Source organism: Streptomyces sp. NBC_00691 (assembly GCF_036226665.1).
GTDB lineage: Bacteria > Actinomycetota > Actinomycetes > Streptomycetales > Streptomycetaceae > Streptomyces.
The window spans coordinates 139,904-165,875 of sequence record NZ_CP109007.1 but is presented as its reverse complement, the minus strand read 5'-3'; the positions used below and the strand labels follow the sequence as shown (position 1 = coordinate 165,875).

19 protein-coding genes, 1 tRNA gene and 3 pseudogenes are annotated in these 25,972 nt (G+C 69.9%); 15 read left to right on the top strand and 8 right to left on the bottom strand.

Features of this window, described 5'->3' with window-relative positions; genetic code table 11:
* The first annotated feature begins 7 nt into the window (after nt 1-7).
* From OG392_RS00865 to OG392_RS00850, 4 genes are all read left to right on the top strand, one after another.
* A complete protein-coding gene (locus OG392_RS00865; protein WP_329286999.1) occupies nt 8-1,285 on the top strand; it encodes a PP2C family protein-serine/threonine phosphatase in 1,278 nt (425 codons plus the stop codon).
* 184 nt (nt 1,286-1,469) lie between these two features.
* A tRNA-OTHER gene (locus tag OG392_RS00860) sits at nt 1,470-1,588 on the top strand.
* A 144-nt stretch (nt 1,589-1,732) separates the two neighbouring features.
* Entirely contained in the window at nt 1,733-2,404 is a 672-nt protein-coding gene (locus OG392_RS00855; RefSeq protein WP_329274320.1) for a hypothetical protein, read from the top strand.
* A gap of 588 nt (nt 2,405-2,992) precedes the next feature.
* Complete coding sequence (locus tag OG392_RS00850) at nt 2,993-4,216, top strand: IS701 family transposase (protein WP_443054638.1); 1,224 nt, start codon at nt 2,993-2,995, stop codon at nt 4,214-4,216.
* A 1,926-nt stretch (nt 4,217-6,142) separates the two neighbouring features.
* On the opposite strand, the pseudogene OG392_RS37495 reads toward OG392_RS00850, so the two are convergent.
* The 3 genes and pseudogenes from OG392_RS37495 to OG392_RS00835 form a co-directional block, all read right to left on the bottom strand.
* Nucleotides 6,143-6,724, bottom strand: a pseudogene (locus OG392_RS37495) (eCIS core domain-containing protein); the annotation flags it as partial.
* A 309-nt stretch (nt 6,725-7,033) separates the two neighbouring features.
* A complete protein-coding gene (locus OG392_RS00840; RefSeq protein ID WP_329274315.1) occupies nt 7,034-8,698 on the bottom strand; it encodes a glycoside hydrolase family 64 protein in 1,665 nt (554 codons plus the stop codon).
* A gap of 190 nt (nt 8,699-8,888) precedes the next feature.
* On the bottom strand, nt 8,889-10,151 hold the full coding sequence (locus tag OG392_RS00835; protein ID WP_329274312.1) for a family 16 glycosylhydrolase: 1,263 nt from the start codon (nt 10,149-10,151) through the stop codon (nt 8,889-8,891).
* A gap of 1,365 nt (nt 10,152-11,516) precedes the next feature.
* On the opposite strand from OG392_RS00835, the gene OG392_RS37490 reads away from it, so the two are divergent.
* On the top strand, nt 11,517-11,663 hold the full coding sequence (locus OG392_RS37490) for a hypothetical protein (RefSeq protein WP_443054642.1): 147 nt from the start codon (nt 11,517-11,519) through the stop codon (nt 11,661-11,663).
* 604 nt (nt 11,664-12,267) lie between these two features.
* Here the strand turns inward: OG392_RS37490 and OG392_RS00825 are convergent.
* From OG392_RS00825 to OG392_RS00815, 3 genes are all read right to left on the bottom strand, one after another.
* Nucleotides 12,268-12,786: a hypothetical protein gene (locus OG392_RS00825; RefSeq protein WP_329274309.1), complete on the bottom strand. Its 519-nt coding sequence runs from the start codon at nt 12,784-12,786 to the stop codon at nt 12,268-12,270.
* Nucleotides 12,783-13,028, bottom strand: coding sequence for a helix-turn-helix transcriptional regulator (locus OG392_RS00820; RefSeq protein ID WP_329274306.1), 246 nt, complete (start codon nt 13,026-13,028; stop codon nt 12,783-12,785). Before OG392_RS00820 ends, OG392_RS00825 begins: the two co-directional genes overlap by 4 nt.
* A gap of 216 nt (nt 13,029-13,244) precedes the next feature.
* Entirely contained in the window at nt 13,245-13,541 is a 297-nt protein-coding gene (locus OG392_RS00815) for a hypothetical protein (RefSeq protein ID WP_329274304.1), read from the bottom strand.
* Nucleotides 13,542-14,011: 470 nt separating this feature from the next.
* Between OG392_RS00815 and OG392_RS00810 the strand changes: the two genes are divergently transcribed.
* Nucleotides 14,012-15,493 carry an outer membrane protein assembly factor BamB family protein gene (locus tag OG392_RS00810; protein WP_329274302.1) on the top strand — a complete coding sequence of 494 codons (1,482 nt, stop codon included), beginning with the start codon at nt 14,012-14,014 and terminating at the stop codon, nt 15,491-15,493.
* A gap of 159 nt (nt 15,494-15,652) precedes the next feature.
* On the opposite strand, the gene OG392_RS00805 is transcribed toward OG392_RS00810, so the two are convergent.
* Entirely contained in the window at nt 15,653-18,865 is a 3,213-nt protein-coding gene (locus OG392_RS00805) for an AfsR/SARP family transcriptional regulator (RefSeq protein WP_329274300.1), read from the bottom strand.
* 515 nt (nt 18,866-19,380) lie between these two features.
* On the opposite strand from OG392_RS00805, the gene OG392_RS00800 reads away from it, so the two are divergent.
* The 9 genes and pseudogenes from OG392_RS00800 (at nt 19,381) to OG392_RS00760 (ending at nt 25,288) form a co-directional block, all read left to right on the top strand.
* Nucleotides 19,381-20,427, top strand: a complete 1,047-nt coding sequence (locus tag OG392_RS00800; protein ID WP_329274297.1) for a TIGR00341 family protein — start codon at nt 19,381-19,383, stop codon at nt 20,425-20,427.
* A 501-nt stretch (nt 20,428-20,928) separates the two neighbouring features.
* Nucleotides 20,929-21,336: a TipAS antibiotic-recognition domain-containing protein gene (locus OG392_RS00795; protein WP_329274295.1), complete on the top strand. Its 408-nt coding sequence runs from the start codon at nt 20,929-20,931 to the stop codon at nt 21,334-21,336.
* A gap of 339 nt (nt 21,337-21,675) precedes the next feature.
* A complete protein-coding gene (locus OG392_RS00790) occupies nt 21,676-21,843 on the top strand; it encodes a hypothetical protein (protein ID WP_329274292.1) in 168 nt (55 codons plus the stop codon).
* A gap of 115 nt (nt 21,844-21,958) precedes the next feature.
* Nucleotides 21,959-22,336 (top strand): hypothetical protein, encoded by a 378-nt coding sequence (locus OG392_RS00785; protein WP_329286997.1) that lies wholly within the window; start codon nt 21,959-21,961, stop codon nt 22,334-22,336.
* 140 nt (nt 22,337-22,476) lie between these two features.
* Nucleotides 22,477-23,208, top strand: a complete 732-nt coding sequence (locus OG392_RS00780; RefSeq protein WP_329274289.1) for a hypothetical protein — start codon at nt 22,477-22,479, stop codon at nt 23,206-23,208.
* Between the two features lie 23 nt (nt 23,209-23,231).
* Nucleotides 23,232-23,488: pseudogene (locus OG392_RS00775) on the top strand (transposase); the annotation flags it as partial.
* A gap of 143 nt (nt 23,489-23,631) precedes the next feature.
* Nucleotides 23,632-23,847, top strand: a pseudogene (locus tag OG392_RS00770) (IS256 family transposase); the annotation flags it as partial.
* A gap of 183 nt (nt 23,848-24,030) precedes the next feature.
* Nucleotides 24,031-24,801: a GNAT family N-acetyltransferase gene (locus tag OG392_RS37485; RefSeq protein ID WP_443055045.1), complete on the top strand. Its 771-nt coding sequence runs from the start codon at nt 24,031-24,033 to the stop codon at nt 24,799-24,801.
* A gap of 295 nt (nt 24,802-25,096) precedes the next feature.
* A complete protein-coding gene (locus tag OG392_RS00760) occupies nt 25,097-25,288 on the top strand; it encodes a hypothetical protein (RefSeq protein ID WP_329274286.1) in 192 nt (63 codons plus the stop codon).
* Nucleotides 25,289-25,749: 461 nt separating this feature from the next.
* Here OG392_RS00760 and OG392_RS00755 read toward each other — a convergent pair whose 3' ends face one another.
* Complete coding sequence (locus OG392_RS00755) at nt 25,750-25,926, bottom strand: CsbD family protein (RefSeq protein WP_329274283.1); 177 nt, start codon at nt 25,924-25,926, stop codon at nt 25,750-25,752.
* Between the last annotated feature and the right edge of the window lie 46 nt (nt 25,927-25,972).

The following is a 25,972-nucleotide window of genomic DNA, read 5'->3' as shown; positions in this document are numbered from 1 at the left end:
CTCCCACATGGCCGCCCAGGGGCAGGCCGACGCCGATCCCACGTACCGCATCCTTCTCATCGAGGACGACGCGGCCGATGCCCTGCTCGTCGAGGAGCTCCTCCACGACACCGGGCTCCGGTTCGAGCTGACCACGCGGACGACCCTCGCCGACGCGCGTACCGAACTCGCCGCCCGGTCGATCGACTGCATCCTCCTCGACCTGCACCTGCCCGACATCTCGGGGACCGAGGCAGTCGCCGCCGTCCGTTCCATCGCCCCGCACACCGCCGTGATCGTCCTCACAGGCCTGTCCGAGAAACAGGCCGGCGCCGAGGCCATGACGGCCGGAGCCCAGGACTACCTCGTCAAGGGCCGGGTCGAGGCCGAGCTGCTCCACCGGACCCTGCGCTACGCCGTCTACCGCAGCGAGACCGAGCGCGCCGCCGCCCAGGCCCAGAAGGCCCGGCTGCGTGCCGAGGAGAACGCCCGCCTGGAACGGCGACTGCTGCCCCCACCCATCCTCGACACCTCCGCCGTCACCGTCACGAGCCGCTATCTGCCCGGCGCGGAGGGTGCCCTGCTGGGCGGGGACTTCCTCGACGTCGTCGAGGGAGACGACGGCCTGCTGCACGCCGTCGTCGGTGACGTGAGCGGACACGGCCCGGACGCCGCGGCCGTCGGCGTGTGCCTGCGCATCGCCTGGCGCTCCCTCGTCCTGGGAGGGCACCAGGGCCCGGAACTCCTGCGGCTGATGGAGCGCGTGCTGGTCGCCGAGTGCGGCACCGACATGCTCTTCGCCACCTGCACGATCATCACCCTCGACCAGGAGGCGGCGACCGCCACCCTCCACCTCGCCGGCCACCACCGCCCGCTCCTCACCACGGCCGAAGGAACCCGGGAGATACCGGCGACACACGGCACGGCCCTGGGCCTCGTCCCCGAGCTCGGGGCCTGGACCGCCACGGTCGTCCCGCTCCCGCGTGCCGGAGCGCTGACGATCTACACCGACGGCCTCACCGAAGGGCACCACGGCTCCGGCCGTGACCGGCTCGGTGTGGAGGGCCTCCTGCAACTCATCCACGAGCTGCCTCCCAACGACCCGGCGACTCATCTCGACCACCTGATCAAGGAGGCCCGCACCCTCAACGCGGCCCGGCACACGGACGACGTCGCCGTGCTCAGGCTCGACTGGAACATCGACGCCTGGAGCGCCCGGCACGACGTCGCTCACCCCCGGCTGCCACGTACGACCGATCAGGCGTCCAGGGTCGGCCCGCCCGCGGACGAACCGACACTCGGGTAGGGGGAACCGCCCCCGTGTCCGCGGCGGGTCGTTCCGGCGGTACGGGGCCACCCGAGGTCCGGGGACACCGTGCCGATCCCGGGCCGCACGGGGCGCCGGTCGGATCCCAGATATGGACTCGTCCGGGACGAACGACATCTCTATCCTGGGTGGGAGTGGGACCGCGCGTGGTCCCGCAGGTTGCGTGCCGTGGCAGAGCGGTCCAATGCGATCGCCGTGGGGGAGGGCCCCTCCGCGGCGAGTGACGGAGACGGGGCGGCCTTGCCCCTGTCTGTCTCGCGGGTTCGAATCCCGTCGGCGTCGCAACCGTGTCGGGTCGGGAAAAGGACGACGCGCCACCCCCTGCTGAGCTGATGTGCAGAAGGCTGAGCAAGGATCCTCCCCGTCTTGCCGGAGTCCGCTCGATACCGACTGGAGTCGTAGCGATGCACACGGCAGAGTGAGATGGTGACTGAACTGTGGGCGCACACCCTGACCTGGGCGGAAGTAGATCCGTCGCGGCACCCGTTCGAGCTGGACGAGGATGCCGCGAAGACATTGACCGGTCTTGTCGCTCCCCTGCTGCCCAGCACCGAGGTTGCCGAACAGCACCGGGGGCGCTCACTGGTCGCCGTCACCGAGTTCCTGGTGGACCGATACGGCCGATGGGCCTGCGGGTGGAACTGGTCGATAGGGGAGGGCGACACCGATGGTGGGATCGTCGAGGCGTGGTGCTGCACCTCCCATTCCGTGACCACGGCGGAAGAGACCGCTCCATCGGTCGTCGCCGGTCTGCTCGAGTGGCGTGACTGGTTGGAGGATCTTGCGGAGCGCTTTGCCACGCTGGCGCCGCCGTCGCACTCGACGGGGGTCACGGCGGATCCCTGGCACTGGGAGCGGGCCTGCACACGGCTGGTCACCGTGGTGGCCGACCGGACGCAGGCCGAGAGCGGCTGGTACGGCCACTGTGAGCAGGTGCTCGGCTGGTTCCTCGCCTATAACGGCGTCGATGATGAGCGAGCCGGCGAGATTGCGGAGGGTGCGATCGGCGGCCGATTCGGCAGTTGGATCTCGCCGGACGCCACGGTGGTCGACGCGGTGAGTTCGAAATTCGCCGGGGCCATGGGCGAGACCGGATGACGTTCGCCCCCGACCACTCGAAGACGCCCTCGCCGACTGGCTGCGCATCCGTCCGCAGATCTCATGGCCGTGTCGGAGCAGTGCCCACCGCAGCAGTGGAGCACCGCATCCAGACGCCTTCCGGTACTTCTTCCACGCGACCCGTGGCAGCGGCAGCTCCGAGGGAACCACGATGGTCCCGGCAGCCCTCGATCTGACCCTGGCAGACCGGAACGAGATGGCCGCGACCGTCGCCCAGAGCAACCACGGGATGCACTGGTCGAGCTGGCGCCGCCGACGCCAGGCCCGGTCCCGCCGCTGTCATTCCACACGGCGTGGTCATCCGTTCGCCGGACAGGCCGGGGGAGTCCGCTCCTCACCCGGCACCATCCAGCTGGAATCCCACGCTCAAGCCGTTGAACAGGACATACACCGAAGTCCGGCTGGAGTACTAGTACTCCAGCAGGACTTTGCTGTCTGACCTGCGGGTTTCGCTGGGCGGCTGGAGTGTAGCGGGACTTCGGTCGTGTGGGGGCGGTCTCAGGGAGACCGCCCCTCGATCGTGCGACAACGCCGCAGATAGTGACAGCAGCGGGGCAGCCTCCGAGGGTGATCACCGAGTATGCCGCCGCGCAGTGGGACGTCGAACTGGACGATCTCTTCCTGACCATCGGGCACCGCTTCGGCCGAGTCGAGCTCCGCCGCCGGATGCGTGACTATGTGCGCGGGCTGCTCGCCCCGGTGGCCCGCAAGAACAGCTGGCAGCTGGCGGAACAGGCCGGCCACCGCACGCCCGACGGCCTGCAGCACCTCCTCGCCGGATCGAAGTGGGAGCCCGACGACATCCGCGACGACCTGCAGGAATACGTTGCCGACAAGCTCGGCGAGGCCGACGGCGTCCTGATCATTGACGACACCGGGTTCATCAAGAAGGGCACCACCTCCGCCGGGGTCCAGCGCCAGTACTCCGGCACCGCCGGCCGGACCGAGAACTGCCAGATCGGCGTCTTCGCCGCCTACGCCACCACCCGCGGCAGGGCCCTGGTCGACCGCGAGCTCTACCTCCCGAAGTCCTGGACCGAGGACCGGGAACGCTGCCGCATCGCAAGGGTCCCCGACGAGCGGGAGTTCGCCACCAAGGGTGAACTGGCCCGGCACCTGGTGCTGCGGGCCCTCGCCTCGCCGCTGCCCATCGCCTGGGTCACCGCGGATTCCGCCTACGGTCAGGACAACCGATTCCGCCGGCTGCTGGAACAGTCGGGTGTCGGCTACGTGCTGGCCGTCCCCAAGTCCCAGTTTAGTGTGGGCTGTTCACGGATCGAGGTTCTGTTCGCGCAGGCTCCGGACGAAGCGTGGGAGAAGACCTCGTGCGGCGACGGCGCGAAGGGACCCCGCGTCTACCACTGGGCAGCGGTGCGGCTGCCGGCCGTCGCGGAGTTCGACTATCAGGGCGAGGTCCCTCACCGGATGCGCTGGGCACTGGCCCGGCGCAGCGTCAGCAAGCCCGACGAGATCGCCTACTACCTCGCCTACGCACCCCTTCAGGTCACCGTCCAGGAACTGGTGCGGGTCGCCGGGACCCGCTGGGCGATCGAGGAGTGCTTCCAGGCCGCGAAGAACGAATGCGGCCTGGACCAGTACGAAGTCCGCCGCTACGTGGGCTGGTATCGGCACATCACTCTGGCCATGCTCGCCCACGCCTTCCTGACCGCCACGGCATGCCAGCCCCGGGAAAAAGGGGCGGGACAGATGGGACAGCCGAGGCCATCGAACTCACAGTGGCGGAGGTTCGGCGACTCCTGGCAGCTTGTCGTGCCCGGCCCCCGCACCTGAGCGGACACCGAGGACTACATCACGCGCTGAGCTGGTCGAACTGGCGCCGCCGACGCCAAGCAGTCGCCCGCCGCTGCCATTACCTGCGGCGTTGTCGCACGATCGAGGGGCGGTCTCCCTGAGACCGCCCCCACACGACCGAAGTCCCGCTACACTCCAGCCGCCCAGCGAAACCCGCAGGTCAGACAGTAAAGTCCTGCTGGAGTACTAGGCCCCCGCGGCCCGCCCGTACGCCGCGACGGCGTTCGCGATCGGCCTGCTCATCGCCGGCGCCATGCCGACGGCCGTCGCCCACTCGGTGAAGCGGGCCGCGATCTGCTGCACGTCGGCCAGAGTCCCTCCATGGGTCATGACGTGCTCCAGCGCGGCGAGGGTCTCCGCGGGGCCCTGCGGGTTGCCGCCCTTCGCGGCGAGCACGCCCGCGACCTGCAGGAAGGGGGCGAGAGCCGCGATGGCCGGATCTCCGGCCCGCTGCTGGTAGATCTCGCGGCACCGTCCCGAGGACGCCGCGAACCGCTGCTCGTGCGACGGCTGGGGTGCCGCCTGGGGCGCGGCGACCTGCCACGGAGCCGTCATCGGGATCGGAGTGTACTCACGCTGCTGTTCTCCGCTGCGGGCCTTCGCCGCGGTCCCGTGCGCCCTCCTCGACCAGTCCTCCAGATGGCCGACGTCCTGGCGGATATCGGCGAAGCTCGCCATGCCGACCCCGAAGCTGCGGAACTCCAGGGGGACGACCGGGACCCCGCCAGGCGAGTCCAGCGACGTGAGCTCGGTCATGCCGCCGAACTCCCGCTCCTGCGGGCCCACCTCCCGGTCCGGGTCCCCGCCCGGGACCCGGAGGAACTCGGCGATGCCCGACAGGGCTTCGTTCAGGTACCGGTCGAGCTCCCGGACGTGCGCCTCGCTGATCGGCGGAACGTCCGTGCTGGTCCTCGGCACCACTGCGAAGTAGTGCTCCCACATGCCTGCCCGGATCGCGTCCACGTCGCCGACGAGGAAGACCTTCGCGGAATCCGGCATCGACTGCTGGACCGTGCCCAGGCTCACCCGGGCCAGCACCGCGGTCTTGTTCTTCACCTGTCCTAGTGCCGTCTCGCCCGGTCGCGCCGGATCGTCCGCGCGGAGCTTGTCCGCCAGCGCGGCGAACTGGGTGTAGCAGAGCGAACCGAAGCCGCGGACCTCCTGCGCCCCCACCGCGGCGTCGTGACCGGGAGCGGTGGCGGCGGCCGGTGACTGCAGGAACCGCGCGCCGAGCTCGTTCCCGACCTGGACCGACCTCGCCAGGTGGTCGTGGGCCTTGCTCTTCACCAGGGCGCGGACCTTGCTCCGGGTCTTGTTCCGCGGCTCCGGGGTCTGCACGGCCTCCGCGAAGACGTCCGTCATGCCGTTCAGGGGAAGGCCCACGGTCTGGTGGATGAAGAGCCCCTGTCCCTTCCCTTCCTGGCCGTTCCGCTCGACATGGGGCTTCTCCGGAGCCACCCTCGCCGTCTTGAAGCCGGTGGCCAGCTCGTATCCCTTGTTCTCGGGATAGAGCCTCCTCATCTGCTTCTCGGCCTGCGGGGTGTCGACACCGGGGGCGTAGAGGCGCTGGTGGGCTTCCTCCAGATGGTCGATGGTCTGCGCCACCGTGCGCGGGAACCGCTGCTCCTCGCCGGGGAGCACCGCGCTGGGCTCGGCCACGAACTCGGCGTTCGTGTAGGTGCCTCGGCTGTCCGAGACCAGTTTGATGCCCTGCCCGGAGTGCCTCATCATCTCGATGCCCGTGCTGTCGCCGCTCTTGACGTCCTCCCCGGTGTGCCGGACGACCGGCCGGTCGACCTCCACCTCAAGGCCGATCGCGCGCTGCACTGCCGCGGACGGACGCGCCTCCGCCGGCGCCGGCAGAGGCGCCGGTTCGGTCGGTGCGTGCGACGGCGCCGGACCCGCCATGGACCGCGTCGCGTTGGCCTCGGCCTCCCGCTCGAACCGGTCCGAGGGGTCGCTCACCCGGAGCCCCGAGCCGTTGTCCGTGCCCGCGACCGGGCCCTGGCGCTGCTGGATGACGTGGGTCAGCTCGTGGGCGAGGGTGTGCCGGTCGGTACCGCCGACGCCGATGACGACGTGGCTGCCGGAGGTGTAGGCGCGGGCGCCGACCTCCGCGGCGGAGGCCCGGGCGGCGGAGTCGTCGTGGACGCGGACGTCGGAGAAGTCGGCACCGAGGCGCGCTTCCATGTCGGTGCGGGTGGCGTCGTCGAGGGGACGTCCGGAGCTGCGCAGCACATCGTGGACGGCGGAGCGCTGTACCGAGGGCTGTTCGGCCTGTGCGTTCTGCTGGTGTCCACAGCCGGCCGAGTGCTGGTGCTGTTCCTGGGCCCAGGGGTGGCCCGCTTGGCGCAGGAGCTGGACCAGCGCGCTGTTCCCGGCGGTGCGTTGGGTGTGAAGTGCTCCGGACGCGGGGAGAGGGGCTCGCTTCGTCGTGTGCTGGTGTCGGTGTTCTGAGTCCTGAGACCGGTCGGCTTCGCGAGCCATGGAGAAGGCGCCTTTCCGCGGGGACAGTCGGGTTCCACTCCACGACACCGCATGAACCCGGCCGCAGGAATGCCTCAGCGGACAGGAGGGAGGGCAGCGGTCGCTGCCCAAGCGCCCCTGGCGGGCCGAAGGTCCCAGGTGCTCGCCTCCGTACGACCTCCACAGCCGGGCGAAGAGACCCTGCCACGGCGCCTCGTCCTACTGGCGTTCCCCGGTGACGTCGGCCGATGCCGTTGCCGGTGGCGTCCGTGAAACGCCTTCCGGCAACGGCTCGGGCACGGATCGGTCGGACGACCGGCCGGACAGGTCCTAGGCGAAAGTGAACCAGTTGAGGTTGACGAAGTCGGAGGGCTGACCGCTGGTGAAGGTCAGATAGACGTCGTGGGTGCCCGTGGTGTGGCTGATGTCGGCCGGAACCGTACGCCAGGTCTGCCACCCTCCCGTGCCGGCGACGGCGAAGCTGCCGATCGGAGCGGCGGTAGGGCTGCCGAGGCGGACCTGGACCAGGCCGCTGACACCCGCGGTGGCGCCGGATGCGACACGCGTGGTGAAGCGGGTGGCGCCTCGGGTGCCGAAGGCGACGGAGGAGTACTTGAGCCAGTCGCCGTGGGACAGCCAGCCGACATCGGAACCGCCACCGCTGTCGGAGCAGGCCTCCACCTGGGCTCCCGACTGGGACGTGAACGCTTCGGCCTGGATGGTGGCGAAGGCGCTGATCCCGCCACCTGTGGCGGTGGCGGTCGGCGTCGGCGTACCGCCTCCGCCGTCGGCGGTTCCACCGACGGTGATGGTCCAGCGCCCGGGGCTGCCGGACTGGACCTTGCCCTCGAAGTCCACCCCGGCCGGGTGCACGTCGTCGTAGGGGAAGGCGTACCCGAGGTGGTCGGGAGTGGTGCCGTGCAGGATGCGGGCGTAGTGGTTGGTCCGCGGCCGGGTGTAGAACGAGGCCGGGTTCTCGGCGGTCGGCTGGTGGGGGTTGTCCAGCAGGGTGGTGCGGTTGAAGGCGGCGGCGAGCCGCGCGCTGAGGTTGCCCATCAGATCGTTGCCCGTGGTGAAGGGGGCGTCGCTGCAGGAGAAGACGGAGAGGGTGGACGGCTTGGCGAAGGTGCCCACTCCCGGGAAGGCGAGCGTGTCGCCGTTCACCCGGCCGGTGACGGTGCCCCAGGTGAACTGGGTGTCGATGCGCAGATCGGTGGAGCGGTACTTGTTCCACACCTCGTCGACGTAGCTGTCGAAGTATCCGCGGAACAGGGTGTTGTTGCCCCGGATGGCCAGATTGGGGCTGACCACGCGCAGTTCGGTGCCGCCCTTGGCGACGATCAGCTTGCTCCAGTCGCTGCCGTCGGCTGCGGACTGGTCCCGCAGTGCTGCGGCGACCCGGGACAGCCCGTCGGCGGGCAGTCCGCGCACCGTCTGGGGACCCTGTCCGGTCTCCAGCTGGAAGGCGATCGGCAGCGAGACCATGTCGACGAACGTGATGTTGGCGTACAACTGATCTTCGTTGAAGGTGAATTCGCAGAAATCGTGGTGGACGTCGGCGTTGGGGTCGGTCGGGTTGCTCACCGAAGGCAGGGCCAGGCCGCCGCCTCGGTTCATGAGGAAGGTGAGCTTCGCGCCGACGGAGAAGTAGATGCGTCCGCTGTACAGCCGCGGCAGCGTCACCCGCCGCGCCCCGGCTCCGGACGCGTTGAGGGCAAGGGCGCAGTCGACGTCGAGCGGTGTCTGGTCACTGGCCGGGGACGGCGGGTGGTGGAGGCTGGATCCGTCCGCCTGAATGAAGGCCCAGCTGCCGCCGGCCGCCGGGTCGCGGCCGAGCACGTAGGCGTACACCGTGTCGTTGCCGGTGGTGTTGACCAGATCCAGCGGGAGCGTCGGCGTGGTCGAAGCGTCGGCGTCGGCCTCGAGCCAGGTGGCCACGGCGGGCACCGCCAGGGCAAGGCCCGCGGTCGCCGTGAGGAGTTTCCTGCGGGACATCGTTCGCTGGTGGCGAGCCGTCATGGTGGGGGCCGTTCTGTGGGAGGTCGGGTGGGGGAGGCGCCTGGTACAGGTGCGGAACGGGGGGCGGGGGAGGGGCCGGTCGGGCGGGGGAGGAGCCGGGAACGGGGACGGATCGGAAGCCGGGGAAGAACTCAGGCAGGCGGGCCCTGCCGAGTCCGCGGTTCGGTCAGCCGACCGTCCACTTCTGGTTGGCGCCGCCGTTGCAGGTCCAGGTCTGCAGCCGGGTGCCGTCGGCCGAGGAATTGCCCTTGGCGTCAAGGCACTTGCCGGCGCCGATGTTGGTGAGGTCGCGGGCGCCGGTGTACGTCCATCTCTGTGCCTCGGTGCCGTTGCAGGTGTAGAGCTGGACCACGGCGCCGTCCGCGGCGGAACCACCGGCCACGTCAAGGCACTTGCCGAGGGCGCGAACGGTGCCGTCGCCGCCGACGGTCCACTGCTGGGCCGCGTTCCCGGTGCAGTTGTGCAGCTGGATCGGCGTACGGTCGGCGTTCGAGCCCCCCGCTACGTCGACGCACATGCCGCCGATGCCGCGTATCGGGCGTGCGGTGGTGGAGGCGCTGCCGGAGGCGCGTACGTAGTCGACGACCATCGTCTGCGGGAAGGCCGAGGAGGCGTCGGGGCTACCGGGCCAGTCGCCGCCGACCGCGACGTTGAGGAGGAGGAAGAACGGGTGGTCGAAGACCCACTTGTCGCCGTTGGTGCCGGCCGGGGCGAGTGTCTTGTACGGCGTGCCGTCGACCGACCAGGTGATCGAGTTCGGGCTCCAGTCCACGGCGAACACATGGAAGTCGTCGGCGAAGGCCCGTCCACCTGGCAGGCTGTACGACGCGCCCAGGCCGCCCGCTCCCGAGTACCCCGGCCCGTGCACCGTGCCGTGCACCGTTTGGGGTTCGCGTCCGATGTTCTCCATGATGTCGATCTCGCCGCTGTGGGGCCACCCCACGGTGCCGAGGTCATTGCCCAGCATCCAGAACGCGGGCCAGATCCCCTGTCCCCGCGGGATCTTGATGCGCGCCTCGAAACGGCCGTACGTCTGCGTGAACGTCTTGGCGGTGTTCAGCCGCGCCGACGTGTACTGGCACTGCCCGTACCAGCACCGCAGCCCGGCATCGGTGTTCTTCCGCGCCGTCAGGACCAGGTGACCCTGGCCGTCGAGCGCGGCGTTCGCCGTGCTGGTGGTGTAGTACTGCAACTCGTGGTTCCCGAATCCCGAACCGCCGTTCTCCAGCGTCCACTTCGCGGAATCGGGCGCGCGGCCCGCCGGTCCGTCGAACTCGTCGGACCAGGTCTGCGCGGCAACCGCGGCGGCACCGGCCTGTGAAGCACCCGAGCCCACGAGGGACATGAACACCGCCACCACCAGCCCGGCGGTGACGACCAGCACCAGGCCGCCGAAGGACCAGCGTCTCGCTCGATGAGCAGCAGCCATGGGCAGTCATCCTTTTCCGAGGAAGGGGAGGAGAACGCGTCCGGGCGGGACCAGCCGTCGGTCTGCCGGTGAGAGCGCTCTCAAAGGTGACGCGATGTCACCCCGGGGCAGTGAGTATCGTGGAGATGTAATGCCCATGGCAACACTGGACGTATTCATTGCACGCCTCTGACCTGCTGTTTTCCTCGGACGTCAGCGGCTTAACGTTTACTTAAGGCTGGCTTGAAGTGCCCGAAGGGTGGCATGCCAGGATCTGCGCGTTTTTCCCCTCGGCGGACGCGCACTCGACGGCATAACGCTCGCCGTAGCCGTCCAGCTGGCAGCGCCGCTCCGACGCCGCAGGTGGCGGTCATGGTCACGGTCTGCCCCGACCGGATGCGTGTTCGCCAGCTCGGAGGCGGTGCGCGGGCATGAGTGCGACTTCCTCGGGCAGTCGAGGGAGGAGGGAGCTGAATCCCTTCCGATCCAGGGAGCAGGTGTGATCATGGGAAGCGACGTACGGACCGGGCATTCGACTCGGCCGGGCCCGCCGCAGCCGCAGCCGGCGCCCGTTGAGACGCCTGTCCTTCCCGGCCGGTCGGCACCACAGCCGGCCCCGGGCCCCGAACGCCGACGTGAAGAGGTGACCATGGGTACGCCGCCGAATGATCCGGTCCCGCCGAGCCCCACCCCGACGCCTGGACCCGGTCCTGGCCCGCAACCGGGCCCCGTGCCCGGTCCGGTGCCCGGGCCGGGCGGTCCTGACCCCGTACCGCCGACTCCGCCGCAGCCTGGGCCGGATCCCCAGCCGGGAGGTCCCCGCCCGGAGCCGGGGCCCCATCCGGGTCCACTGCCCGGCCCGGTACCCGCGCCTGAGCCGCTCACCTGACAGCCTGAACTACCCCGGTGCATCCCGAGCAGATCAGGGCTGGCCCGGTGTCCATAGCTTCTGAATTCGGCGGTTGTACGAGGCGAGGGCTCGACAGGGGCTCTGCCGACGGCGAGGTCGGGCATGACGTGCAACCGTCGGTCGGGCGGTGTCCGCGCCGACGTTCGGTATCGATGCTCAGCTGACCCCGCGAGCCCGCTGAGGGCTCGAAGCCGCGTCGGCGCAGGACGTGGGGTCCGACCAGGATCATGACCTCGGTGGCCCGGGCAGTGCAGATGCCTCCGAGGTCTTCGATCCGTGCAGGCTGCCAGCCCAGGTCGGTGAGCAGGCTGGTGACGTTCTTCTTCGCCGCCTCGTTGTCGCCCGAGGCGTAGGTGGTCGGTGGGACGGCCGGCGTATCAGGGGTGGTGACCGAGAAGAGCAATGGTGTGGTGTGTCTAGGCCGTTACTTCGGATCATCTGATCGTTGGTTGATGCGTGTCGTTGACTGACGCCCAGTGGGCTTCACCGCCCTGCTCGCCCAGGCCGACGCCGAGGGCGACCTCGACTGGGTCGTCGCGGTCGGCTCCACCACCACCTCGTCGGCAGAGACCGACCGGTGGTCGCCGTCCGGCCGGGCCACCCGCTCACTCAGGGCTCGCTGAGCCCTGAGCGCTACGCGGCCGCCGACCGCGGGCGGCACGTCGGCGGCGGCCACGGCATCCAAGGCGGTCCCGGCCGGTGCACGGCAGTGCGTACGAGAACCGTGTCAGCATGCTCGCACCGACTAAACCATGATCGTTCTCAGCGCCGCTTGCTGAACCGAGGCTTCTCCAGGCCGGGATCGCTCCGTCGTAGCGATCGCCCCTGTGTCATCTCGGCGAACCACCACGTACCCGCCACCACGCACCCGAGCAGCAGTCCGTTCCCCACGGCCCTCGGCCAAGTGGAGTGCTCCGCCCAGCGTCCCATGGCGGTGAGCACCCCCCAGCTGACCAGTAGGACGCACGTAACCCTTACACGTCGGTGTCTGAACATGTCGGCCCGGCTACCCGAGGCAGCAGCGCTCACACCGCTCCCGGAGTGCGGGATACCCAGAGTCCTGTCTGCACTGTCGGCCCGTACATGGGGTGAGGGCCTGTCCGACGGGTCGTATGAGCTGACCAGGACCGTGGCCTGGACCGTGTCCTTTTGGCCGTTTGGTGTGGTTCACGCGCCCTGGAGCGGTGCCCACGTGTGGGGAGGCAAACGACTGGAAGGCCTATCGTCTCAAGCCGCGTCGGCCAGGCAGTCGGTCGGCTCGTCCTGGACACGCAGGGCCGCCACCCACAGCGGCATCATCCAGTGCGCGGCGAGCACGCCGACGAGGACCGGTGTCACGGCCGCGCGCAGAGGCGCATCCGCCAGGGTGCTGTAGGCGCCGGCGCCGATCGCCGCGGCAACGAGCAGCCACAGAGTGATCCGGTGGGCCAAGGCCCGTACCCGGTCGCGTTCGGCGAGCTGTCGCTCGTCGAGCATCCGGCCCCGTAGCTCGAGGAGTCCGCGAGTTGAGCCGTTCAGGACGCCGGTGAGCAGGACCCAGGGCAGCAGCGCGCCCGCGACCACGAGGGCCGGTCCCCACCCGGGGCCGAAGACCGTGCCGATCCAGGCGCCCACCCCGACGGCGGTGAGGGCGACATGGGCGGTGACGGCAAACCGACGCCGGGTCGTGGTGGCATGGACCGCAGCCGCGCGGCGGTCGTTCATCAGCGCGTACATGTGCCGGTCGTAGCGCGTGGTGGGTATCACTGGTTCCTCCCGTAGAACTCGTCGGTGAGCAGCTGGAACGGCTCCAGGGAGAACAGCGCTTCCACAGGGAGACCGAAGAACCGGGCCATTTTCAGGGCCAGGTCGAGGCTGGGGTTGTACTGGCCGCGCTCGATGTAGCCGATGGTCTGGTAGTGGACGCCCACTGCCTCGGCCAGTGCCTGTCGAGACACCTTCCGCTCGGCTCTGACAACAGCCAGCCTGTTGTGCACCTGCTCACTCATGTATAAGAAGTACTACATCTGGATCCAGAATCACAACATCCGTACGGGGTGCACTTCTCAGAGATCAGGTGTCGGATCGCGGAGGCGGGCCGGCCCGTTTCGCCGACTGGTCCGGGAGCGGTTCGCTGCGTGTCCACCGGCGATCGTCCCCGCAGGCCCGGCCCGAGGGCTGGACCGCTACAGCTTCCGTGGCTCCGGCACGGCCGACAGCGGCCTCTACGCGACCCGTCTGAGGCGGCGAACGAGGCCGGGCCGCGACCAGGCCCCCGCCGTCGTGCGCTGTTCCGGCGCCCGCTCGATGGTCCGTGCGCTGCGCGCCGGTGGGGATGAGGGTGGGGAGCGGCTGGAGATCTGTCCGCCGCGGCGTCCGGCGAACAGCCCGGTGCCCTCGACGTCGACGCCGGCCAGGACGAAGGTCGCCGGGATGCGCTCGGACAGGTACTTGATCTGGTCGGATGCCTCGGCGCCCACCCGCGTACCGATGTCGAGAATGTGGAGCTCGTCGATGAGCACAAGGCGGCAGCAGCACCGGCGGCACGGCGCCGTGCAGACGCCGGTTGACCGAGAGGAGCGGCATAGCTTCGCCGTTGCTCTGTCTCAGCTGCCAGCTTTTCAACAGGAGTTCAGCGAAAGAGCAGCGCGCTGCACCAGAGTCGCTGGGTACTCCAGCGTGGTTCGCCCGACTGTCGAACCTGTCATTGAGAAAGGTCGGTCACTGTGTCTCAGCCAGACGGGACATCCGGTCCGTCGTGGACCCGACGCGGCGTACATCCCGCGCTTGCCGACCTCCCACAGGGCGACCAAGCGGCTCCACAAAGCCTTGCCACAGCCATGGGCTCATGCGGACCCGACCGCACCGGCCATCGCTCAGAACCCTCCTCGGCGCCCAGCGTGTCGGGGCGGCCGCCCGCCTTGTTGTAAAGGGAAACCGCATGTCGCAGTCGCACGACCCCTGGTACGAACACCGCCCACCGCCTTGGCCTGTGCCCGATAATCCGTACGCGCCCGAGGGGTACGGGACGCCGCCCCCTCGCCCACCCCGACGCCGTCGGCCGCTGGTCGCAGCGGTCCTCGCGCTGCTGCTCCTCGGTGCCGGCGCGTACGTCCTGGGCGATCGGTCCGGAGCGGACCGCGCCCCGTCGGGCCACGCTGGAGCGGAGAGCGACGCCCCGTCGGCCGCGCCTCCGCCGAGGGCGAGCGCCCGCCCCACCCCGTCGCCGTCCCGCATCCCCACCACCGCGGAGATCGCGCGGCAGCGCCGGGCCGGCGAGGCCGGTGCCTGGATCGTCGACGACCGCACCGACCTGCCCCGCCGCAACATCCCGACCGAGGACCTCTGGATCGTCGGTGACACCGTCGTACAGGCGATCTACAAGAAGGTCGTCGCCCACCGGCTCAGCGACGGCGCCCAGCTGTGGAGCGTCGACCTTCCGACCCCTGTCTGCGAGACCCCGGTCAACGCGACACCCGAGGGCAAGGTCGTCATCGTCCTGCAGAACGTCGAGGCCTGGACCGGCGCGCGGTGCAACCAGCTCCGGATGATCGACCTGCGTACCGGCAGGGCCGGCTGGCACGAGCAGCTGACCGAGACGGGCTCGGGGGACGGCACGATCACGGTGGACAGCGCGATCAGCGGGGGCACCTTCGCGATAGTCCAGAGCATGAAGGCCTTCGCGTACCAGGTCGCCGACGGGCGGAAGCTGTACGAGATCCCCATGGAGAACCCGGGGAAGTGCTACCCCGGCAGAGTGGCGGGCGGCAGTAGGCTCCTGGTGCTCGCCGACTGCGCGATCAACTCGATGGAGAAGGCGTACGACCAGGTACGGGAGATTGATCCGGCCACGGGCAAGGTTCGCTGGCGCCACCGGACGGAGCCGGGCCGGAGGATCGGCCAGGTGCTGTCCGTCTCACCGGCCGTGATCACCACCGCGCATCGGGAGACCCACGCCGAGGACTGGCGGGTGGTCGCCCTCGGGCCCGACGGAAAGGTCCGCAGGACCATCGACCCCCGCCCGAAGGGGTTCAAGCACTGCGGAGACTCCATCGACACCAGTGGCAACGCCCAGGCATGCCGGGAGGCCGTCGTCGGAGGAGGGCTCGTGCTGCTCGGCGGGACCGACCGCGTCGGTGCCTACGACCTCGGGACCGGGAAGCTGCTCTGGGGCGTGAAGGACGAGGGGACCTCGTACGGCTACTACCCTCTGCGCGTCGGACCGGGTAGGACCGGGATGGTCTACCAGCTGGGCACGAACGGCAAGCCCGGCCGGGTCTTCCGGGTCGGTCCCGGCGGCGTGGACACCATCAAGGACGTGCTGCGGCTCCCCGCCTCCACCGCGAGGGTCGAATTCGGGATGGGGGCCGTCGGGGAGAACGCCTACGTGGGTGACCGGCTCGTGATCACGCCCGCCGGCCTGAGCGGCGACGACGCCCGGCACGAGCCCCGCATGCTCTCCTTCGCCCCCTGAGGGCATGGGAGCCGGTGCTCCACGGCATCCTGCCGCGGAGCACCGGCGCGTATGCATGAGACCGAGGCGGCGCACCGCTGGTGGAACGCCGTCCTCCAGGGCGCTGCGCAGCCGGCCGCTTCGTCTGCCGAGAGATTCCGCGAGGTCAGGCTGACGCGCTCACGGATCTCGTCGCGCCGCGTCTTTGTGTGGCATCGCCAGTTCAGGAGTGTGGCCGGCGGGCCGCCGGACTGCGCCTGTGGCTTCCAGCCCCTCACATGCCATTGCGTACTCGTGTGCGTGGTCCTCGGCTCCGGGCAAGGCTAGGGCGGCCCGGAACTCCTTCCGTGCGTCGGTGTGACGGCCCGTCGCCGCGTAGGTGCTGCCGAGTCGGATACGCACCCCCATCTCCAACCATGTGCTTGCGTGCGGGGTGAGGGTCGACAGCGCCTGGTGGTGGAGGTCGACGGCCGAGCGCAGGTCGCCCCGGGTGTGCTCCGCAGCAGCCAGCCGCGACAGGACCGCTGCGCGCAGGGGCAGGTCCTCGACCTCACCGGCCAGCCCCGCGGCCCGCCTCAGCAGGTCCGTTGCCACCTTGTGCCGGCCGAGCGCCAGCTCGGTGTCGGCCGCGAAGCACAGGGTGCTGCTGATCGTCCTGGGGCGGCCGTTCTTCTCCGCGAGTGCCAGGGCGGTGCCGTAGTGCCGGAGTGCGTCTTCGTGGCGTCCCAGCTGGTGGTGAAGGGAGCCGAGGTTGCATTGAGACACCCCCGTCAGCCAGTCGTCGGCGAGGCCGGTCGCCAGCTTCACCGCCTTCGTCAGAGCGGACAGCGCTTCGTCAGTGTTGCCCACCTGCCCCAGCACGAGGCCCGTCCCGGCGATGGCGCGGGCCTCTTCTCGCAGGTCGCCCTCCGTGCGGCTGCACTGCAGGGCCTCGGCGAACCATGCTTCTGCCTGCCGGAACCGTCCCTGGTAGACATCGAGGACACCCATGCAATTGCGCAGTGCCGCAGGCATCCGTCGGTCGGCCGCGGCATCGGCGCACGCCAGGGCGAGTTCCAGAGCGGTGCGGCACTCGTGGTGGTGACCGTGTCCAGCCAGGTGGTCGACGAAGGCTTCCGCGAGCAGCCCTGCCTGGTCGGCATGGCCGCCGGCGGCGGCGAAGGCTACGACATCGACGAGCTGGCCGCCCATGGATCTCAGCCACGCCGATGCTTCCCGCCATCCGGCGAAGGGCGAACAGGCGGCGGCCGAGCTGGAGCCGGCCACGCCGCCGGCGAGTGGGGGAAAGCCGCCTGGGCCCCAGTCGCTGGCCATGCGGCCTGCCGCGATGTAGAGGTGCAAGACAGCGTCGCGGTCCGCGGCAGCTTCCTCGGGCGCCTCGCCGGCCACGCGCCGCGCATGCGCCTTGACGAGATCGTGCAGCCGGTATCGGCCAGGATGTGGCTGCTGCAACAGGCTGGCGTCGACCAGATCCTCCAGGACATCCTCTGCCCCCTCGCGAGAGCCGCCCAGCATCGAGGCGAGCGTGAGCGGGTCGAATCGGGTGGTGGGATTCGTTCCCAACGCGCGGAATCCACGCTGCAGTTCAGGGGCAAGCTGATCGTACGAGACCCGGAAGGCGGCCTCCACGCTGCGATCCCCGGCCCGCAGCTCGGACAGGCCGCGCCCGTCGTCGGACATCCGGTCGGTGAGAAAGGCGAGGGTCCAGGACGGGCGGCTCTGCAGCCGGGCACTGGCGATCCGCAGTGCCAGGGGCAGTCCGCCGCACCGCCGGGTGAGTTCGCGCGCCGCCTCGGGCTCGCCGTCGGCCCGGGACTCCCCGACGAGCTCGCGGAGCAGTTCGACGGCAGCCCCCGCCCGCAGCGGCTCCACCGTGAGCCGCAGGTCGGCGTCGAGGCCGGTCAGGCGCTGACGGCCGACGACCAGGACCCGACTGCCCGGTCCGGCCGGCACCAGCGGGCGCACCTGCTCGGCGCTGCGGGCGTTGTCCACCACCAGGAGCAGCCGTAGGCCACTGGTCGCGGCGCGCCAGGCAGAGACAAGATCTGCCAGATCGTCTGCCGCGTCTCCGACGCCATCGGGTCCGTCAGGACCCTTCGCAAGATCCGGGGGAACGTCGTCCTCACCGCGAAGAGCACGGAGCATCCGGCGCAGGGCCCGCTGTGGGGGGACCTCCTCGTGGGCGGCGCCGTATGCGTGTAGATCCACGAAGAGACACCCGTCGGGATGGACGTCTTCGAGCGTCCAGGCGGCACGCACCACCAACGCGGTCTTACCCACTCCGGCCGTGCCATCGACCGTCATCACGCAGACCGCGTCCGGAGGCACGGGGGTGGTGAGGAGAGCAAGCTCCTCTTCACGCCCGACCAGGCAGGCGATGTCGCCGGGAAGTTCGTTGCGACGGCGCCGAGGGCGGGCCCGATCGGGCAGGCCGGTGCGATCGGACCCGGCAGGATCGCCAGGCCTGCCAGCTCTGCCGGCGTGGCCGTCTCGGTCACCGCAGGCCGAGCGCCCGGACGAGGAGTCCTGGACCGCGGTTCCCTGGGGATCGAAGGCTGCGGCTGGACGCGGACGTACATCCCGGCCGAGCAACGGCAGATCGTCCCGGCGCAGGACGGCCTGGTGTACACGGCGCAGCTCCTCCCCGGGTTCCACGCCCAGTTCGTCGATGAGCCGGCGGCGTGTCTCGGCGTAGACGGCGAGCGCCTCGGCCTGACGGTCGCTGCCGTACAGGGCACGCATCCGCAGGGCGGCGAGCGGCTCATCGTGCGGCTGCGAGAGGGGCGTCGACAGGAGCGTATCCAACGCGGCCGGGTAGTTACCGAGCAACACCAGACACTCCGCCCGGTCCTGGAGCAGCGCGCGCCGCTGCCGGACCAGACGCAGTCGCTCGACAACAGCGAGCGGACCCGGCAGACCGGGCAGAGGCTCGCCACGGAAGAGACCGAGGGCCCTGCTGCCATGATCGAGTGCGGCATCCAGGTCGCCGGCGGTCTTCGCCCGCTGGGCGCTCCCAGCCTCCATGGCGAGCTCGGCAGTGTCGGTCCGGACCCCACTGGGCACGAGGCGATAGCCGCCGCGCTGCCCAAGGATCACTGACCGGCCCTCTTGAGGGCCCGGCTCGTCCAGAGTCTTGCGCAGCGCGTAGACGTAGCTGGGCAGGACCCGGTGGCCGGTGCCCGGGGGAGTGGCCCCCCAGACGTCGTCCAACAGCTGCTGGTATGTCACGAAGTCCGGCGAGCGCAGGACCAGAGCGGCAAGCACCGCCTGCCGTCTCGCCGGGCCCAGCGCCAGCGACGCGACGCCCCGACGAGCCCGGACCGGCCCGAGCAAGTCGATCTGCAGACAGTCCCCGACATCGGCGGTACCCGTACCCGATGAATTCACGCTCACGCCGCATCCCCATGCCCCGTGCGTCCAGTGCCTGCTCGCCGCAGGAGCCCCCTTGCTACAACAGGACTTCATTCAGAAAAGCAGCGTGCCAGGACAGAGTCTGTCAGGCCCGTGAGAGGCGCGCAGTCAGGGCCGACCCAGATCGCCCGTCGCGCATGAGCAGCGACCCATCCGACAGACCCGGCGTCAGTGCCGCGCCGAACCGGCGAAGAGATGAGGGACTTTGGCGGATCCCAGGCCGAGAACTTCGTCCGCGCCTGGCCCTCAGGCCCCCACGAGAGGCCGAAGACGGTCGTCGCCCCGTGCCCTTGCCTGCTTGTGCCGCTGGTGCAGGGCTGCCGCTACAGAGGCTCGAACCTGACCGGAGCCACGGATGGCAACGAGATGGTGTCACCCTCAGCAGGACCCAGAGGGACTTCGTTGTCGACGGGGACCACGATCAGCATGGTGTGCGGGCGCGGCATGTAGTGGTGGGAGCTGACCCTCCGCGCAGCCGTGGCCGACATCATCCACCTGTGTCCTACCCGTCCAAATATTCCGGCTCGTGTTTATTTGGGTACATGATGAGCAAGGTTCGCGCCCGTGTTCTGCCGGCCTCCCAACGCCGCTCTCTGGACGAACTGACACAGGAGCTGATCCTGTCGACAGGGGACACCACGTCCAAGCGGTCGGCCTTCTGGACGATGCTGACGCTGTCCTCGATCATCGCGGCCGGCGGGGTGCTCACCGACTCGACGGCGACCGTGATCGGCGCCATGATCATCGCCCCGCTCTCCACGCCCATCATGGGCATCGCACTCGGGTCGGTGCTGCGCCGGCGCACCGGATCGGTCACGGTCGTCCTCCTCGCCTGCCTGCTGGTGATCGCGATCGGGGTGGTCATGTCGCTGGTTCTGCCCAGCAACTACGACCTGCTGTCGAACAGCCAGATCTCCTCACGCACGTCGCCGGACCTGATGGACCTGATCGCCGCCCTGGCAACCGGGTTCGCCGGGGCGATCGCCTTGGCCCGCAGGGACGTCGCGGCCGTGCTGCCCGGCGTCGCCATCGCCATCTCCCTCGTCCCGCCTCTGGTAGTGGTCGGCGTGTGCCTGGGGCAGTTGTCGGGATGGCTGGCGCTGGGCGCTCTGGCGCTCTTCGTATCGAACCTCTTCGCCCTGGTCTTCGCCGGCATGGTGGTCTTCGCAGCGCTCGGTTACGCCGCGGAGGCCGACAAGGCAGCCGGGCACCCCGCCGGCAGGGCTTCTGTCGCCATGGCCCTGCTGTTCGTCGTCGTGTTCGTTCCGCTCACGGCCAACACCGTGGCCACGTTGCTGCTCAACGTCTGGACCGGCCGGACCAGGGAGGCGGCGCAGCAGTGGCTCGCCGACGAACCGGGCGCGTCCGTGACGAGTGTCGACATGAATTCGCGAACGATGTACATCCAGGTGCGTAACCCGGGAGAACTCCCGCCGGTACAGTCCCTGCTCGACCGGCTGGAGGGGCAGGTCCCGGACGGGATTCCCATCGTGGTGGATGCTTCGCGTGGTCGGCGTATCGACGCCGGCGAGGTGGGCGGCTGAGCGCCGCATCCGTATCTGTCCCGCGCGCCTTTCACCGAGCTTCCCGCTGCTCTATGAAAGGCGCGACTGGTCCTACCCAGGCGTTCATGCGGTGGGTTCCCCGACCGGCTCGCGCCGGCGCGGAAACCCCAGCGGCTACGGCCGACGGGGACCGTCTTCGTCCGGTGAGCCGCGTCGACGTCGCCCTGCGATCGTCGCCCGGACGTTGCCCCGATCAGCCCTTCCCGGTGCGCGGCATGTCGCACGCGCTCACGGGCTCCCGGGAATCCGAGTCGAGCGGCCGAGCGCCCTGCCCGGCGGCTCGCTGTTCGAGCTGCGGCCGCCGTCGCCGGCTGACCAGGACAAAGCGGTGCGGGGTCGAGAAATGGTTTGTCGCCGGGATGGCCGTGTGTCAGCGTTCGGCCTGGTCCGGCAGTTGATCACCGGCGGTCGGCCGGTGTCGACGTGTCGGCGGCCTCTCGGGTTCACCGGGGAGGCGAGGAGACGATGGGGAGTAGTGCCGTGGGGAACAGTGACGAGGACGAGTGCCGTCGCGCTCTGGCAGAGGAGCAGGCGAAGAGCCTTGCCTCGACCAATGACTGGGAGCACGTGGACAGGGGGCAGACCCACCAGGACTGGGACGTTCTGTACCGGGAGATCACCGCCTCCCTGGAGGGCGGGTCCCTGCCTGGGGACCAGCAGATCCAGGGGCTCGTCCGCAGGCACTTCGACATCGTCTGCCGCTTCTACGTCCCCTCCAGGCAGGCTTACGTCGGCATGTCGCTCTTCTACGCCGAGGACGAGGCCATGAGGGCCTTCCACGACTCCTACCACCTGGGGCTGGCGGAGTTCATGGGTGCCGCGATCAGGGTGTTCGCCGAGCGGGGGAGCGGGTTCGCCCCCAGCACAGGGGCCGTAGCTTCGTCGTAGTCGGGTGATGCGGACCCCGGCATAGCCGGGCGGGTACGTGGGGACGGGGTCCGGGCGTGTCCGCCGAAGGGGGGAGGGGCGGGGTTCAGGACCAAGGGCCGCGACCGCGCCTCCCCCACCGCAGGCGGTGGGGGCACCTCGAAGGCTGTCGTACTTTCCGGGGGCGTGGATCCCCTGCGATCCCGTTGGGAGGCAGGCACTCGCCTGGTTCGCCTCGCCTGTGGAGACGGGGAAGTAAATCGGTGGGGTGATGCAGCGGTCGACCCGTCGAAGCTGGAGGTCCGGGACATCGTCCTCGCCCGTGTCGCCGGTACGGTCTACTTGCACTTGGTCTCGTCTGTGGACCCCGCCAAGAAGCGGGTGCAGATCAGCAATAACCGTGGCCACATCAATGGCTGGACCAGCCGCGATCGTGTCTTCGGCATCTGCGTGGCAGTCGACGGCGTCACACGGTCAGGAGTCGAAGGCAAGCCGCTCGCGGCAGCCGACTCCGAAGATTCCTCCTGAACCTGACGCTTCGGACGGCATCGGGCCGCCAAGCCATGCGGGTGGCAGAGCGAGTGGGTGTTCGCGGAGATCGATGACGACGAGAGCCGGCGGATACTGCTGATAGCCCGCAGACATCACGGCCCCCGCCACCGACGGCTCCGGCCAGATCTCAGCCATGCGTAAAGCCCTCGCGCAAGCACGCCTGGCCCCCGAACACATCAGCCACATCGACACCCACACCACTGGGACCCCGGTCGGCGACGTCGCCGAGACACACGCCATCGGTGAAGTCTTCGGCCGCGCCACCGTGACCACCCTCAAAGCGGCGCTCGGCGATCCCTTCGGCGCCGCCGGAGCAATCGAAGCGCTCATGGCCGTCCAGAGCGCGAAGCACGGTGTCATCCCGCCCACCCGTCCCCCCAGGCTCCTGCTCTGCCCCGCGCTGGCGCGTGAAACGAATCGTCTCCCCGCGCATCCCCCTGCGGATGCGGAGCGAGGTGCGGCACTATGAGCGAGCGGACGTTGCCGGGCTTATAGGGCGGGGGTAGGGCCATGGGGTGGCTGCGGAGACGGCGGGAGGGAGAGCGGTCCCCTGACGCCGCCGTGCGGGAGCTGGTGGGGAGGCTGACGGCGGGGGAGGTGCTTGCGCCGGTGCAGCCGACCGTCGTGGCCTGGCAGGGGGAGTACCAGTACACGGACATCATGGTGGGGTGTCACGCCTTCTACGGCACGACGGTCGAGTACGCGAGCGGGTACGCCGTGCAAGGGGGTCCGCTCTTCACCGCGTTCGGGATCGTCACAGGGGAGATGCACAACGCGAAGGTGCGGCGCCAGGCCGAGCAGATGGCCGCGCTCCAGTGGCGGTGGGAGGGGGAGATCCGGGTGGTGCTCACCGACCAGCGGCTCATCGGGTTCTTCGGAACAGGAGCCGAGGTGTACGAGATGGGGCGACTGCTGTCGATCACGCCGTCACCCGACGGGCGCGCGGTGCACTTCGCCTTCGCCGGGGGACCGCCGCTGCTCTTCTCGGGTGCGTGGGCTCCGTGGCTGTGCGTCGTCGCCTCGGCGTTGGTGCACCGCAGCACGTGGCCTCCCGGGCATACGCTGCCAGGGTTCGCGGCCCCCGAACTCTCCACCCCTGAAGCCCCGGCCATGGCTCCCCAGGCGCTTTCCCGTCGACCCGAGCGTGCTCAACTGCCACCACCTCGCCGTGAGACGGACCTCGCCGAGCGCCTGGCTGAGCAGGTCGATCCGCTTCCGGCGGACCAGGCCGCCGCCGTGCTCGCCGAGCAGGGAGTGCAGGTCGTGGAGGCGGTGCTCGACCTGCTCGGCACCAGGAGAGCCGGGCAGATACGTGCCGCGCTGCGACGCGTCAAGGAGTGATCGTCAATGATGAGCTCTGGGCGATGATCGAGCCGCTCCTGCCGAGGGTGGAGCGTCGGGCCCGCCATCCGGGGCGAAAGCGGCGGCTGGTGTTCCAGGGCATCCTGTTCGTGCTGCGCACCGGGATCCCCCGGGAACATCTCCCGCAGGAACTGGGCTTCGGGTCGGACATGACCTGCCGGCGCCCCTGGCGGAGTGGACCGAAGCCGGCGTCTTCCCGCGGCTGCACGAGACTCTCCTCGCACGTATCCGCGGAGCGGACACTCTGAACTTCTCCCGCGCTGCCGCCGCACTGGGGGGTGAAGTCAACGCCCACATAGCCGAGTTGGCGGACGAGCGTGACGAGAGCGGACGCCGTCTGGTGGGCCGCAACGGCTATGAGCAGCCGCGAAGGTGACCACTGCCGCCGGGACGGTCGAGGTGAAGGCGCCGCTGGAGCAGGCGAAGGCCGCGGGCTTGGTCGTGATGGGCGTGCGCGCGGACGGCACCAAGGAGCTGATCGCCATCGCGGATGGCTACCGTGAGTCGTCGGGGTCCGGGGCCGGCCTGCTGCGAGACTGTCAGCGGCGCGGCATGCGCACTCCGGTCCTCGCCGTCGGAGGCGGTGCCCTCGGCATCTGGAACGCGGTCAACGAGGTCAGCCGGCTTCGGGTTCCGGCCGAATCGGGGCGACGGGGACCACGGCCCCATGGCCGCGGTGCGGCTGCAAAGTGCCGAACGGGCCCAGGTCGACGCCCGTTCGGTCGTGGAAGGGCTCCCGACAGCCGCCGAGATCCCGAGACCTCTGCCAAGCCGGACGAGCCGTCCAGGAACCAGGTTCTGGTGGTGCGCGACGGGAGCGTCGTCGGCTACTCGACGATCCGGTGGTGGCAGGAGCGAGACGATACGTGGCTGTATCTGCATCACGGTTACCTCTTGCCCGAGCATCGCGACCAGGGCATCGGATCAGCCATGCTGCGCTGGGCCGAAGAGCGGATCCGCCAGCTCGTCGAAAAGCATGGCACGGCGCGGACTGCAGTGATCGGTGCGAACGCCATGCTCTCCGAGCAGGACGCCACAGCGCTTCTGCTCTCAGCCGGCTACCGACGTGTCGTCAGTCTGGTCGAGCTGGAGCTGGGCGATCCGCAGCAGTTGCCCGAGCCGGGTAGCGAACTCCCTGCCGGATACGGACGGGGCCGATCGGGACCAGCCCCTAACGCGCGGCTTGGAGGACGGTCGTCGATTCGTGTGCGGACACCTGTTTCACTCAGAAACGGACCTAGCAGGACTTTGTCAAATCCGTACGGATCCTACGATCTTTACGAGAGCGAGGGGTTCCGTCGCCGGGATCGGGGGCGATGCGCGGGTTTCGTCGCCGCGGACGCAGTCAGTGACAGCGGATCAGGTGCAGCAGTTTCCGCTGGTGGGGCGTTCTGGGATGTCGCGTCGGCTGACCAGCAAGGTGGTGCCTGCCGTTGCCGCGCACGAGTCCGGGCTGATCCCGTTGCACGGTGCCTGACCGGGGTGCGAGTGATCTCGGGCGGACTTCTGCAGCCTCGCCAACGCCTACCGTCGCGCACCGTGTCCGGGCTCCTCGTCCCCGCCCCACCGTAGGGCCCGGCACCGCACGCAGCGGAGCCGGGCCCTCCGGCCTTGCGGCGGCAAGCAGCCCGGACGCGGACCTGCGTCTGCACGAGCTGCTGGGAGCGCGGTGGCGCGAGGCGGAGGAAGAGGCGTTCGCCGCGATGGTGGCCGCAGGCCCCCGGCCGGGCGATCAGGTCCTGAGGAACCGGAACCCACCGGTGCAGGCCGTCCTCACCGGGCTCGGCCCGGCGACCGCGCTCGGCCGGGAGACGGCCGCGCTCGTCGGAGGGGGAGGGGCGGACTGCGCCACGTCGCTTCGCGTGCGGTGCCGCTGGAGTACCTGCGGGCCGCCAAGGCCGAGCAGCTCGCCCGGGCCCCGCTCGACCGCGACTTCGCCCGGATCCCCGAGTTCGAGTACGCCGCAGCCCGGCTCCCCGACCTGGACTGGCTGCTCCGCCGTACATCAAGCCCACGCTGCGGCACCGGTACCCGGCGGACCAGGAGGCGAGAAGGCTAGCGGTCTGGGGACCGGTGGCGGACACGCGCGACCCACGTTTCGGCGTCTTCCTCGAGGGGCTGGCCTCCGCTGCTGTCCCTCCCGAAGAGCAGGCCCAGCGCCGTTTCGTCGAGCTCGCCCCATCGATGGGGTGCGGGTGGCTCCCGGCCCTCTGCTTCGGTGTACGGGCCGCCGCTGACAGCGGCAGCTGTCGGCCATGCGCTCGCGCGGGTCCAGCCGTATCGATCTCATCTGTGAGAGGTGGACTGCGTGTGCGAAGAAACGTGCAGAACGGCTGTCACCCGAGCTGATCAATCCGCCGGCCGGGCCGACTGACAGGCACATATGTACATCCAATGTACGGCCATCCCGGGGCAGCCGGGGAAGCTGTGTCTCGGCGAGAGGCGCGGGGCACCTGGCCGGGGACACGACTGAGCCCCGACCGGGGGCATTGGCCGGGGCCCAGTGGCGGGGTGTGCGGTTCAGGGGCGGCGGAGGGTGTCCTTGACGTCTTCCTTGGTCTGGCGGGCGTTGCCCTTGGCCTGGTCGGCGTGTCCTTCGGCGGTCATCCGCTCGTTGCCGAGTGCGCGGCCTGTCATCTCCTTGGCCTTGCCCTTGGCCTGCTCGGCCTGTGCCTTGGCCTTCTCGGTGCCCGACATGGGGACCTCCTCGTGTAGTACCGGATTGGTCGTGACCACCGCCTGC